Origin of the sequence: Micromonospora sp. NPDC049048 (genome assembly GCF_043197615.1) — a bacterium.
Taxonomy (GTDB): domain Bacteria; phylum Actinomycetota; class Actinomycetes; order Mycobacteriales; family Micromonosporaceae; genus Micromonospora.
Genome location: NZ_JBICTM010000001.1, coordinates 341,327 through 358,500, shown reverse-complemented (window position 1 = coordinate 358,500; position 17,174 = coordinate 341,327). Strand labels below are relative to the sequence as shown.

The window sequence follows — 17,174 nt, the reverse complement described above, 5'->3', positions numbered from 1 at the left end:
TGGGACGGCAGTGGCTTCCATCGGCTACAACAAATCACGTGGAACAACGCCCCCGCCGCCGGCTCCGGTCGGCCTCCGTGCAGCTCGGCGCGCTCACCGTCCTCGCGCTCACCCTCTCCGGCTGCAACATGACCTCGGACGACGACGATGACGACTGCGCCCTCGGCCCGGTGGGCGGCGGCGAGACGGTGGCCCTGGCGCTACGGACACCGACGGTGACCAGCGGACGCACCGCGCCGGAGCCGACCGCCTCGGCCCTGCCCGACCGGGGCGGCTTCGGCACCCACCTCGCCTCCTGCGGCGGCTGACGTGCGCCGGCAGACGGTCACCCCGCGCCCGGACTGGGACGCCACGATCCGCTCCCAGGGCCTGGTGTACGTCGACACCGAGCTGCCCGACGGCGGCATCATGTCGTACTGGGACGAGACCGCCGCGTACGCGTTCGAGCTGGACGAGGTGCTGCGGCTGGAGGAGGCGACCGAGGAGCTGCACCGCATGTCGGTCGCCGCCGCCGAACACGTCGTCGCGCGGCACCGCTACGCCGAGTTCGGCATCCCGGCCTGGGCGGCCGAGGCCGTGGCCCGGTCGCTGCGCGAGGCGCCGCCCACCCTCTACGGGCGCTTCGACCTCGCCTACGACGGCAGCTGGCCGCCGAAGCTGCTGGAGTACAACGCCGACACCCCCACCGCGCTGGTCGAGGCGAGCATCATCCAGTGGTACTGGCTGGAGCACACCCGGCCCGAGCTGGACCAGTGGAACAGCCTGCACGAGCGCCTCGTCGGCGCCTGGGCGAAGATCGGCGCGGGGCTGCACGACCGCCGGGTGCACGTGCTCTGGTCGCAGGAGGAGGAGGTGTCCGCCGAGGACCACATGACCGCCGGCTACCTCGCCGAGACCGCCCGCCAGGCGGGGCTGGACGCCACGCTCCAACCGATCCAGCACATCGGCTGGGACGGCCGCCGCTTCGTCGACGCGGCCGGCGAACCGGTCACCACCTGCTTCAAGCTCTACCCGTGGGAGTGGATGCTCGCCGAGCCGTACGGGCGGCCGGCGCTGGAGCCCGGCACCCCGACGACCTGGATCGAGCCGGCGTGGAAGCTGCTGCTGTCGAACAAGGCGCTGCTCGCCGTGCTCTGGGAGCTGTATCCCGGGCACGAGCTGCTGCTGCCCGCCTACCTCGACTCGCCGCGCGGCATGCCGGAGTACGTGGCCAAGCCGCTGCTCGGCCGGGAGGGCGGCTCGGTGCGGATCGTCACCGGCGACACCGAGATCACCAACCCGGGGATCTACGGCGACGAGGGCTGGTGCTACCAGGAGTTCCGGGCGCTGCCCGAGTTCGCCGGCAACCGCATGGTGCTGGGCAGCTGGATCGTCGACGGCGAGTCGGCCGGGGTGGGGGTGCGGGAGAGCGCGAGCCTCATCACCGACGGCTACGCGCGGTTCCTGCCGCACTACATCGACGCGCCACGGGCCCACTGATTCGTCTACGGTTGTGGGCGTGAACTTCGACGCGTACGCCCGGACCGGCGTCGACCTCGTCAACGCCCGCCTGGACGACCTCGACGACCTGCGGGCCCTCATCCCCGACGACAACGCGTGGATGCGCGACGAGGTGGCGGAGCGGGACCTCACAACCTTCCGGCGGGCCCAGAAGCGCCTGCGCGACGTCTTCGAGTACGGCACCTCCGGGCGGGACGCCGAGGCGGTCGTCGAGCTCAACACACTGCTGGAGGCGTTCCCGGTGCAGCCCCGCATCTCCGGGCACGACTCCAGCGACTGGCACATGCACGTGACCAGCCGGGGCGCCTCCGTGAGCGCGGAATACCTGGCCGGCGCGGTGTGGGGGCTGTCGGTCTGGCTCTGCGAGTACGGCAGTGCCCGGTTCGGGGTCTGCGCCGACGAGCGCTGCGGCAACGTCTACCTGGACACCTCGTCCAACTGCTGCCGGCGGTTCTGCTCGGAACGCTGCGCCACCCGCTCGCACGTGGCCGCCCATCGGGCGCGCAAGCGCGCGGCCATCGGCGAGCAGGCCGGCGTGAGCACCAAGGAGTCGCTCAGCACAGCGGTCTGACGCCACTCGGGCAGCGTCCAGCCGACCGGGCGGTGGTCGTCGTGCTGTGACCGCAGCGGCGCCCGGGCGCCGGCCGGGAACGGGTCGGCGCTCAGGCGTCGATCGGGGACGGCGTGCCGAGGTGCTGGCGGGCGAACGCCAGCGCCTCGCGCAGGTCGGCCTCCCGCACGGCGCGGCTCTTCGCGCCCCGGGTGGTGACCTCCACGGCGACCGAACCGGTGAACCCGCGCCCGGCCAGCGAGGAGAGCAGCTCGGCGCAGGGCTGCGTGCCGCGCCCCGGCACCAGGTGCTCGTCGCGGCCCTCGCCGGTGCCGTCGCCGAGGTGCACGTGGGTCAGGTTGGCGCCCATCCGGTCGGCCATCGCCAGGGAGTCGACGTGCGAGGCGGCGCAGTGCGACAGGTCGAGCGTGTAGGAGGCGTACCCCGCCTCGGTCGGGTCCCAGCCCGGCACGTACGGCACGAACTGGCGGCCCGCCATCCGGACCGGGAACATGTTCTCCACCGGGAAGCGCAGGTCCGGGTACTCGGCGGCGATCGTGGCCAGCCCGTCGGCGAAGTTGCGCGCGTAGTCCCGCTGCCAGGTGAACGGCGGGTGCACCACCACGGTGGGCGCCCCGAGCGTCGCCGCCAGCTCCGCCGACCTGCGCAGCCGCTCCCACGGGTCGGAACTCCACACCCGCTGCGTCACCAGCAGGCAGGGCGCGTGCACGGAGAGCACCGGCACGCCGTAGTGCTCGGCGAGCCCGCGCAGCGCGCCGGCGTCCTGGCTGACGGCGTCGGTCCAGACCATCACCTCGAGGCCGTCGTAACCGAGCGCGGCGGCCAACTGGAACGCCGCCGCCGTCCGCTCAGGGAAGACCGACGACGTGGACAGGAGCACGGGGACCCGGGAAGTCACACCATCGAGGGTAACCGGGTCCGCTCGACACCTCATGACGAGAGAGTGCAAACCGCCCAGATCACACCGGAACGCCTCCCGCCCGCGACTGCGGGGCTCGCCAGCTCACACTGAGCCACTTCGTTCGCGACTGCGGGGCTCGCAAGCTCACTCCTCGCGCTTCACACCGGACCGAGCTGGTCCAGTCGGCGCAGGATCACGCCCTCGCGCAGCGCCCAGGGGCAGATGTCCAGCCCGTCCACGTCGAGTCGGCGCAGCACGGCCTCGGCGACGACCGCCCCCGCGAGCAGTTGGTGGGCCCGGCCGGCGCTGACCCCGTCCAACTCGACGAGCTGGGCCGGCGGGATGTGCCGGATGAACCCGAGCACCTGCCGCAGCCCGGCGCGGGTGAGCTGGCGGGGCGCCCACAGACCGGCGCTGGAGGGGGCGGCGCCGGCCAGCCGGGCCAGGGTCCGGAACGTCTTCGAGGTGGCCACCGGCCGTTCCCAGCCCACCTCGATCACCTGCGCGACGACCGGTTCCAGCAGCCCGTCGACGTACGCCCGCAACTCGTCGACCGCCTCGGCCGGCGGCGGCGCCGCGCTGTCGGGATCCACCCCGAGCCGGTCGCGGGTGAGCCGGCCGGCGCCGAGCGGCAGGGAGACCGCCACGGCCGGGTCCTCGTCGATGCCCGCCGCGATCTCCAGCGAGCCGCCGCCGATGTCCAGCACCAGCAGCCGGCCCGCCGACCAGCCGAACCAGCGCCGCACCGCGAGGAAGGTCAGCCGCGCCTCGTCCGCGCCCGGCAGCACCTCCAGGCGTACGTCGGTCTCGTCGCGGACCCGGGACAGCACGTCGGCGGCGTTGGTGGCGTCGCGTACGGCGGAGGTGGCGAACGCGATCAGGTCGTCGACGCCGAGCCCGGCGGCTGCCGCCTTGGCCATGCCGACCGCCTTGACCAGCCCGTCCGCGCCGGCCTCGGTGAGCGCGCCGTCCGGGCCGATCTGCTCGGCCAGCCGCAGCACGACCTTCTCCGAGTGCGCCGGCCAGGGGTGCGCCCCGTGGTGGGCGTCGACCACCAGCAGGTGCACGGTGTTGGAACCGACGTCGAGGACACCCAGTCGCATGCTGAAGACACTAGGGCCAACCAGTCTGCGCGGCTCGGCGGACCGATGGGGGCGCCGGGCGTACGCTGGGCCGGGTGACAGGCCAGATCGAACTCCGCGTGCTGGTGGACGACCCGGACGACCCGCGCAGTCGTGAGGTGCCCCTGGACTTCCCGCGCGAGTGGATCGAGTTCGCCGACCCGGCGGACGAGAACCACCTCATCCGGGCCGACCTGACATGGCTGCTCTCCCGCTGGACCTGCATCTTCGGTCGGGGTTGCCACGGGATCGTCGCGGGCCGGGCCGCCGACGGCTGCTGCTCGCACGGCGCGTTCTTCACCGACTCCGACGACGAGCAGCGGGTCCGGGCCGCGGTCAAACGGCTGACCCCGTCGACGTGGCAGCATTTCCGGCGCGGGTTCAAGAACTGGACCGAGAACGACACCATCGACGGCAAGAACTCCGCCCGCCGCACCGCCACCCAGGGTGCGGACGGGCCGTGCGTCTTCCTCAACGACGCCGAGTTCCCGGCCGGGGCCGGCTGCGCCCTGCACGCCCAGGCGCTGCGCGACGGGGTGCACCCGTTGGAATACAAGCCGGACGTCTGCTGGCAGCTGCCGATCCGCCGCGACCAGGAGTGGGTCAAGCGGCCGGACAACACGAAGGTGCTGGTCTCCACGCTCTCCGAGTTCGACCGGCGGGGCTGGGGCGCCGGCGGGCACGACCTCGACTGGTGGTGCACCTCCTCCACCGACGCGCACGTCGGCACCGAGCCGATGTACGTCTCGTACGGCCCGGAGCTGACCGCGCTGGTGGGCGCCCCCGCGTACGCGAAGCTGGCCGAGGTGTGCGGGGCGCGCAGGCGGCAGGGCATGGTCGCCCCGCACCCCGCCGACGACGACACCGACTGACCGACCGACGACGAAGGGGCCCGCGCTCGGCGCGGGCCCCTTCGTGCGTACGCCGGTCAGGGCTCGAACTTGTAGCCCAGACCCCGCACGGTGACGATGAAGCGCGGCGCGGACGGCTCCGGCTCGACCTTGGAGCGCAGCCGCTTGACGTGCACGTCGAGGGTCTTGGTGTCGCCGACGTAGTCGGCCCCCCACACCCGGTCGATGAGCTGGCCCCGGGTGAGCACCCGGCCGGCGTTGCGCAGCAGCAGCTCCAGCAGCTCGAACTCCTTGAGCGGGAGCTGGACCGGGGCGCCGTCGACGGTCACCACGTGCCGCTCGATGTCCATCCGGACCGGTCCGGCGGCCAGCGTCGGGCCACCCGACTCGGCGGCCTCGGCGCTCTGCCGACGCAGCACCGCCCGGATCCGGGCGACCAGTTCCCGGGGCGAGTACGGCTTGGTCACGTAGTCGTCGGCACCGATCTCCAGGCCGACCACCTTGTCGATCTCACTGTCCCGCGCGGTGACCATGATGATCGGCACGTGCGAGCGCTGCCGCAGCTGCCGGCACACCTCGGTGCCGGACATCTCGGGCAGCATCAGGTCGAGCAGCACGATGTCGGCGCCGGTCCGGTCGAACTCGGTGAGGGCGTCGGTGCCCGTCGCGGCGACGGAGACCTCGAAACCCTCCTTGCGGAGCATGTACGACAGGGCGTCGGAGAACGACTCCTCGTCCTCGACCACCAGAACGCGGCTCAACGGGACTTCCTTTCCTGCACTGTCAGGCCTGCCGGAGCTCGGCCGGACCGGTTTCGATCCCAGCAGCGGGCGGTGTCGCCAGGACCTCGTCCGGGCCACGGACGGGCAACCGGAGGGTGAACGTCGATCCACCACCAAGAGTGCTCGACACCTCCACCCTTCCGCCATGGTTGCCGGCGATGTGTTTCACGATGGCCAGCCCCAGGCCGGTGCCGCCCGTGGACCGGGACCGGGCCTGGTCGGCCCGGTAGAACCGCTCGAAGATCCGGTCGACGTCGGTCGGGGCGATCCCGATGCCCTGGTCGGCGACGGAGATCTCCACGTGTTCGTCGGTGGCGCGGGCGCTGATCCGGACGGTGGTGTCCTCGCCCGAGTAGTTGAGGGCGTTCTCCACCAGGTTGGCCACGGCCGTGGCGAGCTGCGCGTCGCTGCCGAGGATGGTCAGGCCCCGCTCGGCGTCGACGGTCACGTCGATGCGGCGGGCGGCGGCGGAGGTACGGGTGCGGTCGATCACCTCGGCGATCACCCAGTCGATCGCGACCGGCTCGGGCGGCGGTTGTGGCTCGGCGCCCTGGAGCCGGGTCAGCTCCAGCAGCTCCTGCACCAGGCGGCCCAGCCGGGTCGACTCGTGCTGGATGCGCTCGGCGAACCGGCGGGCGGCGACCAGGTCCTCGGAGAGGTCGGGAGCGCCCGCCCCGGCCGGCTCGGTGGCGTCCAGCAGCGCCTCGGCGAGGAGTTGGAGGGCCCCGATCGGGGTCTTGAGCTCGTGGCTGACGTTGGCCACGAAGTCGCGGCGGACCCGGGCCAGCCGGTGCGACTCGGTCACGTCGGTCGCCTCGACGGCGATGAAGCCCGCCCCGATCCCCATCGCCCTCAGGTGCACCCCGAGCGGGTTCACCTCGGCGTTGTCGCGGCCCCGCGGCAGGTCCAGCTCGATCTCGCGCCGCACGCCGGTGCGCCGCACCTGCCCGGCGAGCGTACGGATCAACGGGTGGGCGGCGATCGAGCCCTGGGTGGCACCGGTACGGAGCAGCCCCATCGCGCGGGCGGCCGGGTTGACCAGGACAGGCGTGTCGTCGGGGTCGAGTACGACCACGCCGGCCCGCAGCGAGTCGATGGTCCGGCGGCCGGTCCCGGACTGCGGATCCTCGGCTATCGGGAGCCTCCCCCAGGTGCTGGGGAAGCCGGAGCGGCTCCCCGCCCGCGTGGCGCGCTCGCCGAGCGTCGGGACGAGCCGGGGCAGCAGCACCCCGGCGATCAGCCCGACCACCAGCCCCACGGCCACCGCGACCGTCACCGCCCATTCCACCCGGCGATCGTAGGGTCATTGTTAACCTGGCAACCCCCACAAATGGGATGAACCAGCTTCGCTTTCGGGAAAGTTCACCCCCGCGTCCGGCGTCGTTCACCGAGGTTCACCTCGGGTCTCCCCACCCGACCTACCGTGGGCGGCGCACCAGGTCCGGCCCCCGGGCCCGCGACCTTCCCACCGGCCCGGGCCTGCGGACAGCGACCTCCCGGCCCCGGCCGGCGACCTTCCCCACCGGCCTCCGGCCGGCGGGTGCGGCCAACGACCACAGGACGTGACAATGCGCGACGAGTTCCGGGCTGACCTGCAGATCGTCAGCCAACTGCTGGTGGACATGGCGGAGGGGGTCCGGGCCGCGATGCGGCAGGCGACCCGCGCCCTGCTCACCGCGGACCGCCGGGCGGCCGAGACGGTGATCGAACGGGACGCCGAGATCGACGAGCTCTACCGGCACGTCGAGGAGCGGGTCTGCGACCTGCTCGCCCGACAGGCCCCGGTCGCCTCCGACCTGCGCGCGATGATCACCGCGCTGCACGTCGCGGCCGATCTGGAGCGGATGGGCGACCTGGCCGACCACGTCGCCAAGACCGCCCTGCGCCGGCACCCCTCGCCGGCCGTACCCGCCGAGCTGCGGCCCACCTTCACCGACATGGCCGCCACGGCCGACCGGATGGCCCTCAAGATCGGGTCGGTGCTCGCCAGGCCCGACGCCGAACTCGCCGCCGAACTCGACGGCGACGACGACGCCATGGACGACCTGCACCGGAGCCTGTTCGGGCTGCTGCTCGGCGAGGACTGGCCGTACGGGGTCGAGACCGCCATCGACGCCACCCTGCTCGGCCGCTTCTACGAGCGCTTCGCCGACCACGCGGTCAACGTCGGCGAACACGTGGTCTACCTGATCACCGGACAGCCCGCGCCCACGGCGAGCTGAGGCACACGCAAGGGGCTCCGCCACCGCGCGCCCGCGCCGGGAGGAGCCCCTTGCGTGTGGTACGTCAGCGACCCTGGTTCGCCACGGCGGCGGCAGCCGCCTTCGCGGCGGCCGGATCCAGGTACGTGCCGCCCAGCGTGAGCGGTCGCAGCTGCGGGTCCAGGTCGTAGCGCAGCGGGATGCCGGTGGGGATGTTGAGCTTGGCGATCGCCTCGTCGGAGATCTGGTCCAGGTGCTTGACCAGGGCGCGCAGCGAGTTGCCGTGCGCGGCCACCAGCACCGTACGGCCGGCCAGGATGTCCGGCACGATCGAGTCGTACCAGTACGGCAGCATCCGCTCGACGACGTCCTTGAGACACTCGGTGCGGGGCATCAGCTCGCTCGGCAGCAGCGCGTAGCGCGGGTCGCCGACCTGCGAGAACTCGTCGTCGTCGGCGATCGGCGGCGGCGGGGTGTCGTACGAGCGACGCCAGAGCATGAACTGCTCCTCGCCGTACTCCTCCAGGGTCTGCTTCTTGTTCTTGCCCTGGAGGGCGCCGTAGTGCCGCTCGTTGAGCCGCCACGACCGGCGCACGGCGATCCAGTGCCGGTCGGCGGCGTTGAGCGCCAGCTCGGCGGTGCGGATCGCACGGCGCATCACGCTGGTGTGCACCACGTCCGGCAGCAGGCTGTGCTCGCGCAGCAGCTCGCCGCCGCGGCGCGCCTCGTTCTCGCCCTTCTCGGTCAGGTCGACGTCGACCCAGCCGGTGAAGAGGTTCTTGGCGTTCCAGTCGCTCTCGCCGTGCCGCAGCAGGACCAGCGTCCCGACGGTGGGCCCCTCGCTAGCAGTCATGCCGATCATCCTGCCGCACGCTCCCCCGCGACGCGCCGGCAGTGGTCGTGACGACCACCACGTGGAAAATGCGCTGCCCGAAGATCCGGCCCGCCACTAGGTTGTAAGGCGCACTAGCGAGAGTGGTCATTACGGGGGCGGGGGCACCGACGTGCGGAGTACGCAGAACTGGTTCCGGGAGACAACGGGCGGCCTACCGGTCACCTTCTGGTACCTGTGGGCCGGCACCCTGATCAACCGGCTCGGTTCGTTCGTCCTGGTCTTCCTGGCCATCTACCTGACGCAGGAGCGCGGCTTCTCCCCGGCCCAGGCGGGGCTGGTGCTCGGCCTGTGGGGCGTCGGCGGCGCGGTCGGCACCACCGCCGGCGGCACGCTGAGCGACCGCTGGGGCCGCCGGCCCACCCTGCTCACCGCGCACCTCGGCGCAGCGGCGATGATGCTCGCCCTCGGCTTCGCCCGGGAACTGTGGGCCGTCGCGCTCGGGGCCCTGCTGCTCGGCATGTTCGCCGAGGCGGCCCGGCCCGCGTTCGGCGCCATGGTGATCGACGTGGTGCCGGAGAAGGACCGGCTGCGCGCCTTCTCGCTGAACTACTGGGCGATCAACCTCGGCTTTGCCAGCGCGGCGATCCTCGCCGGCCTCGCCGCCGAGGCCGGCTTCCTGCTGCTCTTCATCGTCGACGCCACCACCACCGTGGTCACCGCGCTGATCATCTTCGTCAAGGTCGGCGAGACCCGGCGGGCCCCCGCCGTCAGGAGCGGCCACAAGGGCTCCGGCGCTCCGGTCGGGGCGCTGCGCACCATCCTCCGCGACCGGGTCTTCCTCGGCTTCGTGACGCTCAACCTGTTCGCCGCGCTGGTCTTCCTCCAGCACATCTCCATGCTGCCGATCGCGATGGGCGACTCCGGCCTCAGCCCCACCACCTACGGCTCGGTGATCGCCCTCAACGGGGTGCTGATCGTGGTCGGTCAACTTTTCGTACCCCGGCTGATCAGGGGCCGGAGCCGGTCGCACGTGCTCGCCCTCGCGTCGGTGGTGATGGGCGTCGGGTTCGGGCTCACCGCCTTCGCCGACACCGCCTGGTTCTACGGCCTGACCGTGCTGATCTGGACCGTCGGCGAGATGCTCAACTCCCCGTCCAACGCCACGCTGATCGCCGAGCTCTCCCCCGCCGAGCTGCGCGGCCGCTACCAGGGTGTCTTCTCGCTCTCCTGGCAGGGGGCCGCCGCGATCGCGCCGGTCCTCGGCGGCCTGGTCCGGGAACAGGCCGGCAACGCCCAGCTCTGGCTCGGCTGCGCCGTCATCGGCGGGCTGATGGCGCTCGCCCACCTGGTCTCCGGCCCGACCCGGGAGCGACGGGCCGCGATCCTGCGGGCGGCCACCGGCCCCGCCGCGCCGGTGGTGGCGGTCCGGCCACCCGTCCCGGAGGTGGCCCAGGCGGCGGCGACCGCCCCCGCCGAACCGGCCACGGTCGAGGCGCGGACGTAGGCGGCCACCGCCCCCGCCGAAACGGCCACGACCCGAGGCGCGGACGTAGGCGGCGACCGCGCCCACGGAAGCCGGGGCGGCGGGCCTCCGCCTGTCGCGGACGAGGCCCGGGGCGGCCGGTGGGCCGCCCGAAGCACCGTGACCAGGGACACGGTCACTGGCGCGGCCTCCGCCGGCTTCCTACGGTCGAGGGCGGCTCGATCAGGAAACAAACTTTCGGGAGGACGGGTGCGCGCCCTGCGCCGCTGGCTGGACGACACCGCGGGTGGGCTCCCCGCCACCTTCTGGTACCTCTGGGCCGGGCTGTTGATCAACCGGGCCGGCGCCTTCGCGATGCTCTTCCTGTCGCTCTACCTGACCGAGGCGCGGGGCGCGAGCGAGGCGCTCGCCGGGACGGTGGTCGGCGCGTACGGGCTGGGTGGGGCGGCCGGCGTGCTGCTCGGCGGAGTGCTGGCCGACCGGTGGGGACGGCGGTCCACCCTGATCGCCGCCCACGTCGCCACCGCCGGACTCATGGTCGGGCTGGCCTTCAGCCGGCAGCTGGTGCTGATCGCTGCGCTCGCCGCCCTGGTCGGGGTGGCCCACTCGATGCCCAGCCCCGCCTTCGTGGCGGCCATCGTCGACGTGGTGCCCGAACGACGTCGCTCCCGGGCCTTCAACCTCCAGTTCTGGGCGTTCAACCTGGGCATGGCCGTGGCCTCGGTGCTCGCCGGCCTGCTCGCCGAGGCGAACTTCGTCGCGCTCTTCCTGGTCGACGCCGCCGCCACCCTGACCGCGGCCGCCGTCATCGCCTGGAAGGTCCCGGAGACGCTCCCCCGCCGCGCCCCGAAGGCCCTCGACCCACATGCCGCGCACCAGCGCGCCGCCGAGCCAGCGGCGGGGCGGCGGCAGAGGCGGGTGGGACGGCGGCAGCCGGGGCTGCACACCGCGCTGACCGACCGCACCTTCCTCACCTTCGTGGGCCTGACCTTCGTGCTGGCCGTACTGACCATGCAGACGTCCACGATCATGCCCCTGGCCATGCGGTCGGACGGCCTGCGCCCGTCGGCGTACGGGGCCGTGGTGGCGCTCGGCGGCGTGCTGATCGTGCTAGGGCAGCTCTTCGTGCCGCGGCTGATCGAGCGGCACCGCAAGGACCGCGTCCTGGCCGTCTCGACCGCGCTGCTGGCGCTCGGCTTCGCCAGTCTCGCGTACGCCGACGACGTGGCCGTCTACCTGGCCGCGGCGGTGGTCTGGACGATCGGCCAGATGCTCGCCGCGCCGCCCAACGCCCAGATCAACGCCGACCTCGCCCCGCTGGAGCTACGCGCCCGCTACCAGTCGGTGTTCTACCTGGCGTTCCCGGCGGCCTCGTTCGTGGCGCCCACCCTCGGCGGGTTGAGCCTGCAGTACCTCGGGGACCGGCACTGGCTGATCGTCGGCGGGCTGGGACTGCTGGCTGCCGGCTGCCACCTGCTGGCCGGCCCGCCCCGCGAACGCCGCGTGGCCGCCCTCCGGCAGCTCTCCGCCCCAACGCCGCCGTCGACCCCCACCGTCGTCTCCGTCCGGTGATCCGGAGGTTGCCGGTCGCGTCGACGCCGGCGCGGCGGTCGGCGTACGCGGGCATGCAGAACGCCCACCGCGACTCGTGATCGCGATGGGCGTTCGCACCGTATGACCGGCGGCGGCGGGCGAAGCCCACCCCCGTAGGCGTCGCCCGCTCACGCCGCCGGTCCAAACAGGTGGCCACCGTCCCCCAACGGTGTTGTTCCACCCGTCCCCTGCGCCTCACTCGGTGCACGGATCTGATCGATCCACCGCTCCCCCGAACGGTTCCAAGCGTGGCGCGGTGCAATAAAGTTAGTTCGCCCGGTATTACGAAGACAACCTGAATGTGCTGTCTCGCCGGTCACAGCTCCGGTGTCCCGCCGGCGTGCCACCACTTCGGGCCTCGGTCATGGCAAACAACGCGTACCCGCCGACGATTCCCCGAAACACCTCAGGCGTCCTCACGATCGGGTGATTCGGTCCGGAAGAAGTTGCTCGGCCGGCCGTTGCGGAGCTGCTCCTGGTAGATCAGGTTCAGCTTCCGCTCGTCGAAGGTGCGGAACCACTCGTCCCAGGTGATCTCGCGGATCCGGCTGCTCTCCCGGTAACCGGGCATGTTGAAGGTGAGTACGCCGGCCCGGCCCTCCCGCTCGGTGCCCGCGATCGTCGCCGGCTTGGCGCCGCGCTCCCGCGCCCAGCGCCGGATCACCTCGTGGTTGGCCGTCACCAGGCTGCGGCCGGGCCGCTCCGGCCGGTCCGCGATCGACGAGATGAGCTGCGAGGATCGCACCGACCGCGAGCTGCTCCGCCCGGCCCGTACGCCGGTCGTCGTGCCGGCCCGCGACGAGGCCGACGTGGTCCTCTTCGCCGGGGTCGCCTTCGCGGCGGCCTTCCTGGCCGGCGCCTTCCTGGCCGCCGGAGCCTTCTTCGCCGCGACCGCCTTCTTGGCCGCCGGCGCCCGCTTCGCCGCCGGCGCCTTCTTCGCGGCCACGGCCTTCTTCGCCGCCGCCTTCTTCGCCGGGGCCGCCTTGTTCGCCGCCCGTGCCCGGCCCGGGGCGGCCTTGCCCGCCGCCCGGCCCGACGCCGCCTTCTTCGTGGCGGCGGCCCGCCCGGCGGACGCCCGCGTCCCCGTCGCCCGGCCCGCCGGTCCGGTGCTGCGCCGCGCCGCGCCGCCCGCCGGACGCTCCCCCCGCAGGGTCTTCGCCAGCGTCTTCACCAGTTCCGGCTTACGCAGGGCGGAGATGCCGGAGACCCCGCGCTTGCGGAGCTGTCCCCGGATCTCGTCCACCTTCATGCGGGAGATCTCGGATTCGGAGATCGTCGGCGTGTTCGGGGTCTGGTTGCCCGCCTGCCGTTTCGTCCTGGTCGCAGTCCCGCCGCGACCTGAGCTGTTCCGCTGAGCCATGGGACGCTCACGCTCCTCGACAGTTGGTCCTCGGCGCGCGGGGGTCCCAGTGCCGCACCGCGCGGTGCGGCATACCCGTCAGGAACCGTCCGAACCTCCGACCGGGGCACCAGTGCCCGAGGCGTCGGCCGCCGGGGACGGCTCGAAGAGGTGCGCGAAGGCCGCGAGGTTGGCCGTGGACTCACCCCGCTTGACCCGCCACTCCCACTCCCGCCGGATCGAGCTGCCGAAGCCGATCTCCAGCATCGTGTCGAAGGACTCGTCCGCGTACGTCAGCACCGCGCCCAGCAGCCGGTCCAGCTCGTCGGCGTCGATCCCGGCGGGGTTGACCCGGCCGGTCAGGTAGACGTCGCCGACCGCGTCGACGGAGAACGACACGCCGTACATGCGGGCGTTGCGCTGCAACAGCCAGGCCCACAGCTCCTCGCGCCGCTCGTCCGGCTGGCGCATCACGAACGCCTCGATCCGCAGCGAGTGCTCGCCGACGATCAGGTTGCAGATCGTCTTCAGCTTGTGGGTGCCCGGCAGCGTGACCGCGTACGAGCCCGGGCCGGTCGACTCCCAGGCCAGCTCCCGCTCGTCGCAGACCGACTCGATCAGGGCCGCAAGATCACTCTTCCCGCTCATCGGAACCACTCTACGGCCGCCGCCGCACCGTCACCGGACGACGGCGGCCGGCACGAAGCCGGCCGCGTCGGGCGTCGCGCTCGCCGGGGCGGCCGGTGCGGCGGTCACCAGGAGCAGGACATCGCGGGACCGCCAGCCAGCTCGGAGGCGAGCCGGGCCCGGTGCGCGGCGATCGCCTCGCCGTAGACGGCGAGCAGCCCGGCGGCCGTGCGGTGCCAGGAGAAGTCACGGGCGTGCCGGGCGGCGCCCCGGGCCAGCTCCGCGCGGCGGAGCCGGTCCGGCAGCAGCCGTGCGAGCGTACGGGCCCAGTCGACCGGGTCGTGGCCGTCGATCAGCACGCCGCTGACCTGGTCCCGCACGGCGGTCACCAGGCCGCCGACGGCGGCGGCCACCACGGGCGTACCGCAGGCCTGTGCCTCCAGCGCGACCAGGCCGAAGGACTCGTTGTACGACGGCACCGCGACCAGGTCGGCGGCCCGGTACAGGGCGGGCAGGTCGTCACCGGTCTGCGGGGGCAGGAAACGCACCCGGTCGGCGACGCCGAGCGTGGCGGCCAGCTCCATCAGGGCGGTCGGCCGGTCCAGCCCGCTGCCGCTCGGGCCCCCGCAGATCACCACGGTCACCTCGTCGGCCAGCGCGGGGTCGCGCTCACGCAGCGCGGCCACCGCGCGGATGAGCACGTCGGGGGCCTTCAGCGGCTGGATGCGACCGACGAAGGCCACCACGTACCCGGTGGCGGGCAGCCCCAGCCGGTGGCGAGCCTCCGCGACGACCCGGTCGCGGTCCCCGGGGGCCGGGCGGAACCGGTCCAGGTCCACGCCGGGCTCGACCACCGCGACCCGGGCCGGATCGGCGTCGTACCGGTCGATCAGGTCGCGGGCCTCGACCGCCGTGTTCGCGACCAGCCGGTCGGCCTCGGCGACCACCTGCTCCTCGCCGATGACGCGGGCCTTCGGCTCGGGCCGGTCCCCGGCGGCGAGCTGGGCGTTCTTGACCTTCGCCAGGGTGTGCGCGGTGTGCACCAGCGGCACCCCCCAGCGCTCCTTGGCCAGCCAGCCGACCTGCCCGGAGAGCCAGTAGTGGGAGTGGATCAGGTCGTAGTGGCCGGGCGGACGGGACGCCTCGGCGCGGAGCACCCCGGCGGTGAAGGCGCAGAGCTGTCCCGGCAGCTCCTCCTTGGTGAGCCCCTCCAGAGGACCGGAGGTGACGTGCCGGACGTGCACACCGGGCGCCGTCTCGACCACCGGGGGCAGGTCGCCGGAGGTGGCCCGGGTGAAGATCTCCACCTCGACGTCCGCCTCGGCCAACCGCCGGGCGACCTCCAGGATGTAGACGTTCATGCCGCCGGCGTCGCCGGTGCCGGGCTGGTGCAGGGGTGAGGTGTGCACCGAGAGCGTCGCGATCCGCCGGGGGCGGGGCCACGGACGCGCACCGCGCTGACGACCCACACCGGTGTGCAACTCCGCCACGTCCGCTCCCTTTGTCACGGTTGATGCCGTCCGCACGCCCGGCGCTCTCCGGACAACGTCCTCAGCCGGTGTCATCTTCCCCATCGGGCACCCGTAATGCGCCGGGACGACCCGCGGGCGTGACGGACCTCATCACCATGCCGCCGTTACCGGCCCGGTCGCTCGGGAGAGAATGGCCGGATGACCTCTGTCGCCGTCGTCACCGGAGCGTCGAGCGGGATCGGGGCGGCCACCGCCCGCCGGCTCGCCGCCGAGGGATTCCACGTGCTCGCCGCCGCGCGGCGTACCGACCGACTGGCCGCCCTGGTGGCCGAGATCGAGGCCGCGGGAGGCGCGGCCACCGCCGTCGCCTGCGACGTCACCTCCGACGAGTCGGTGGCCGGCCTGGCCGGGGCTGCGGCGGCCCTGGGCCCGGTGACCCTGCTGGTCAACAACGCCGGCGGCGCGCGCGGCCTGGACCCGGTCGAGTCCGGGTCGGTCGGCGACTGGCAGTGGATGTACGACGTCAACGTGCTCGGCACGCTGCGCGTCACCCAGGCACTGCTGCCCGCGCTGGTGGCGTCCGGGTCCGGCACCATCGTGGTCGTCTCCTCGACCGCCGGCTTCACGGTCTACGAGGGCGGGGGCGGCTACAGCGCCGCCAAGCACGCGCAGACCGCGATCGCCGGCACGCTGCGCCTGGAACTCTGCGGCCGGCCGGTCCGGGTGATCGAGATCGACCCCGGCATGGTCAGGACCGACGAGTTCGGGCTGGTGCGCTTCGGCGGCGACACGGACAAGGCCGAGGCGGTCTACGCGGGAGTCGCCGAGCCGCTCGTCGCCGACGACGTCGCCGACTGCATCGCCTGGTGCGCGACCCGGCCGCAGCACGTCAACGTGGACCGTCTCGTCGTACGCCCGCTGGCCCAGGCCGCCCAGCACAAGGTGCACCGGGTCGGCTGAGCCTCCCCGGACGGTCACGGACGATGGCGGGCACCGCACGGCACCGGCCGCTCGGCGTGGTGACCCGGGGGACGACCAACCCCAACCGGCTCCGCCGGGTCGACAACTGGATCGTCGAGACCTGCGGAGAGGCGCTGCGCGAGGCGACGGACCCGCTGGTGGTGGACCTCGGCTACGGCGCCAGCCCCGTGACCGCCGTCGAACTGCGCGCCCGCCTCGCCGCCTCCGTCCGCCCGGACGTGCGGGTCGTCGGGCTGGAGATCGATCCGGTACGCGTCGCCGCCGCCCAGCCGTCCGCCGACCCGCCCCGGCTCACCTTCGCCCGGGGCGGGTTCGAGCTGGCCGGGCTGCGTCCCGCCCTGGTCCGCGCGTTCAACGTCCTGCGCCAGTACGACGAGCGCGAGGTCGCCGACGCCTGGCACACCATGACCGCCGGGCTGGCTCCGGGCGGGCTGCTGGTCGAGGGCACCTGCGACGAGTTGGGGCGGCTGGGCGGCTGGCTGCTGATCGACGCCGACGGCCCCCGTACGCTCACCCTGGCCGCGAAGCTCACCACCCTCGACACCCCCGCGGAACTGGCGGAACGGCTGCCCAAGGCGTTGATCCACCGCAACGTCCCCGGCGAGCGGATCCACGACCTGGTCCGCGCGCTCGACGACGCCTGGCAGGCCGCCGCCGGCTACGCCCCGTACGGCCCCCGTCAACGCTGGCTGCGCGCGGTCTCCGCCCTCCGCGAGGCGGGCTGGCCGATCCTCGACGGCCCTCGCCGCTGGCGCCACGGCGAACTGACCCTCCCCTGGCCCCGAATCTCCCCCACCTGACCCCTCCCGCGCCCCTGCCCTGCCCTGCCCTGCCCTGCCCTGCCCTGCCCTGCCCTGCCCTGCCCACACCCCGCCCGCCCCGCCCGCCCGACGCCGTCGATCATGCAGTTGTGGTGG

The 17,174-nt window shown here is 73.3% G+C and carries 17 protein-coding genes; 9 read left to right on the top strand and 8 right to left on the bottom strand.

Annotated features, from left to right (window positions below; all coding sequences use genetic code 11):
- Positions 1-38: 38 nt before the first annotated feature.
- The 3 genes from ACGFIG_RS01710 to ACGFIG_RS01700 are packed head-to-tail and all read left to right on the top strand — an operon-like array spanning position 39 to position 2,071.
- Positions 39-308, top strand: a complete 270-nt coding sequence (locus tag ACGFIG_RS01710) for a hypothetical protein (RefSeq protein WP_392998176.1) — start codon at positions 39-41, stop codon at positions 306-308.
- Position 309: 1 nt separating this feature from the next.
- Positions 310-1,479, top strand: coding sequence for a glutathionylspermidine synthase family protein (locus tag ACGFIG_RS01705; RefSeq protein ID WP_392998174.1), 1,170 nt, complete (start codon positions 310-312; stop codon positions 1,477-1,479).
- 19 nt (positions 1,480-1,498) lie between these two features.
- Positions 1,499-2,071, top strand: coding sequence for a CGNR zinc finger domain-containing protein (locus ACGFIG_RS01700; protein WP_392998172.1), 573 nt, complete (start codon positions 1,499-1,501; stop codon positions 2,069-2,071).
- Positions 2,072-2,162: 91 nt separating this feature from the next.
- Here the strand turns inward: ACGFIG_RS01700 and ACGFIG_RS01695 are convergent, their stop codons facing one another.
- Positions 2,163-2,969, bottom strand: coding sequence for a sugar phosphate isomerase/epimerase family protein (locus ACGFIG_RS01695; RefSeq protein WP_392998170.1), 807 nt, complete (start codon positions 2,967-2,969; stop codon positions 2,163-2,165).
- 161 nt (positions 2,970-3,130) lie between these two features.
- Positions 3,131-4,075: a Ppx/GppA phosphatase family protein gene (locus ACGFIG_RS01690; RefSeq protein WP_392998168.1), complete on the bottom strand. Its 945-nt coding sequence runs from the start codon at positions 4,073-4,075 to the stop codon at positions 3,131-3,133.
- Positions 4,076-4,149: 74 nt separating this feature from the next.
- Here ACGFIG_RS01690 and ACGFIG_RS01685 point away from each other — a divergent pair, with 74 nt between their 5' ends.
- Complete coding sequence (locus ACGFIG_RS01685; RefSeq protein ID WP_392998166.1) at positions 4,150-4,965, top strand: hypothetical protein; 816 nt, start codon at positions 4,150-4,152, stop codon at positions 4,963-4,965.
- Between the two features lie 56 nt (positions 4,966-5,021).
- Here the strand turns inward: ACGFIG_RS01685 and ACGFIG_RS01680 are convergent, their stop codons facing one another.
- Positions 5,022-5,705: a response regulator gene (locus ACGFIG_RS01680; RefSeq protein ID WP_392998164.1), complete on the bottom strand. Its 684-nt coding sequence runs from the start codon at positions 5,703-5,705 to the stop codon at positions 5,022-5,024.
- A 22-nt stretch (positions 5,706-5,727) separates the two neighbouring features.
- Positions 5,728-7,014 (bottom strand): sensor histidine kinase, encoded by a 1,287-nt coding sequence (locus ACGFIG_RS01675; RefSeq protein ID WP_392998162.1) that lies wholly within the window; start codon positions 7,012-7,014, stop codon positions 5,728-5,730.
- 280 nt (positions 7,015-7,294) lie between these two features.
- On the opposite strand from ACGFIG_RS01675, the gene phoU reads away from it, so the two are divergent.
- Positions 7,295-7,948 carry a phosphate signaling complex protein PhoU gene (gene phoU, locus ACGFIG_RS01670; protein ID WP_392998160.1) on the top strand — a complete coding sequence of 218 codons (654 nt, stop codon included), beginning with the start codon at positions 7,295-7,297 and terminating at the stop codon, positions 7,946-7,948.
- A 64-nt stretch (positions 7,949-8,012) separates the two neighbouring features.
- On the opposite strand, the gene ACGFIG_RS01665 is transcribed toward phoU, so the two are convergent.
- Entirely contained in the window at positions 8,013-8,780 is a 768-nt protein-coding gene (locus tag ACGFIG_RS01665) for a phosphoglyceromutase (protein ID WP_091107889.1), read from the bottom strand.
- A 151-nt stretch (positions 8,781-8,931) separates the two neighbouring features.
- Here ACGFIG_RS01665 and ACGFIG_RS01660 point away from each other — a divergent pair, with 151 nt between their 5' ends.
- Together ACGFIG_RS01660 and ACGFIG_RS01655 are read left to right on the top strand one after the other, a co-directional pair.
- A complete protein-coding gene (locus ACGFIG_RS01660) occupies positions 8,932-10,266 on the top strand; it encodes an MDR family MFS transporter (protein ID WP_392998158.1) in 1,335 nt (444 codons plus the stop codon).
- Between the two features lie 228 nt (positions 10,267-10,494).
- Positions 10,495-11,817 carry an MFS transporter gene (locus ACGFIG_RS01655; protein ID WP_392998156.1) on the top strand — a complete coding sequence of 441 codons (1,323 nt, stop codon included), beginning with the start codon at positions 10,495-10,497 and terminating at the stop codon, positions 11,815-11,817.
- Between the two features lie 427 nt (positions 11,818-12,244).
- Here the strand turns inward: ACGFIG_RS01655 and ACGFIG_RS01650 are convergent, their stop codons facing one another.
- The 3 genes from ACGFIG_RS01650 to mshA all read right to left on the bottom strand — a co-directional run bounded on the left by ACGFIG_RS01650 (position 12,245) and on the right by mshA (position 15,294).
- On the bottom strand, positions 12,245-13,198 hold the full coding sequence (locus ACGFIG_RS01650) for a hypothetical protein (protein ID WP_392998154.1): 954 nt from the start codon (positions 13,196-13,198) through the stop codon (positions 12,245-12,247).
- A gap of 78 nt (positions 13,199-13,276) precedes the next feature.
- A complete protein-coding gene (locus tag ACGFIG_RS01645; RefSeq protein WP_392998152.1) occupies positions 13,277-13,825 on the bottom strand; it encodes a YbjN domain-containing protein in 549 nt (182 codons plus the stop codon).
- Between the two features lie 104 nt (positions 13,826-13,929).
- Positions 13,930-15,294: a D-inositol-3-phosphate glycosyltransferase gene (gene mshA, locus ACGFIG_RS01640; RefSeq protein ID WP_392998150.1), complete on the bottom strand. Its 1,365-nt coding sequence runs from the start codon at positions 15,292-15,294 to the stop codon at positions 13,930-13,932.
- Between the two features lie 180 nt (positions 15,295-15,474).
- On the opposite strand from mshA, the gene ACGFIG_RS01635 reads away from it, so the two are divergent.
- Together ACGFIG_RS01635 and ACGFIG_RS01630 are read left to right on the top strand one after the other, a co-directional pair.
- The gene (locus ACGFIG_RS01635) at positions 15,475-16,236 is read left to right on the top strand and encodes an SDR family NAD(P)-dependent oxidoreductase (protein WP_392998148.1); all 762 of its coding nucleotides are present in this window, start codon (positions 15,475-15,477) and stop codon (positions 16,234-16,236) included.
- Between the two features lie 23 nt (positions 16,237-16,259).
- Positions 16,260-17,057: a class I SAM-dependent methyltransferase gene (locus ACGFIG_RS01630; RefSeq protein WP_392998146.1), complete on the top strand. Its 798-nt coding sequence runs from the start codon at positions 16,260-16,262 to the stop codon at positions 17,055-17,057.
- Positions 17,058-17,174: the final 117 nt, after the last annotated feature.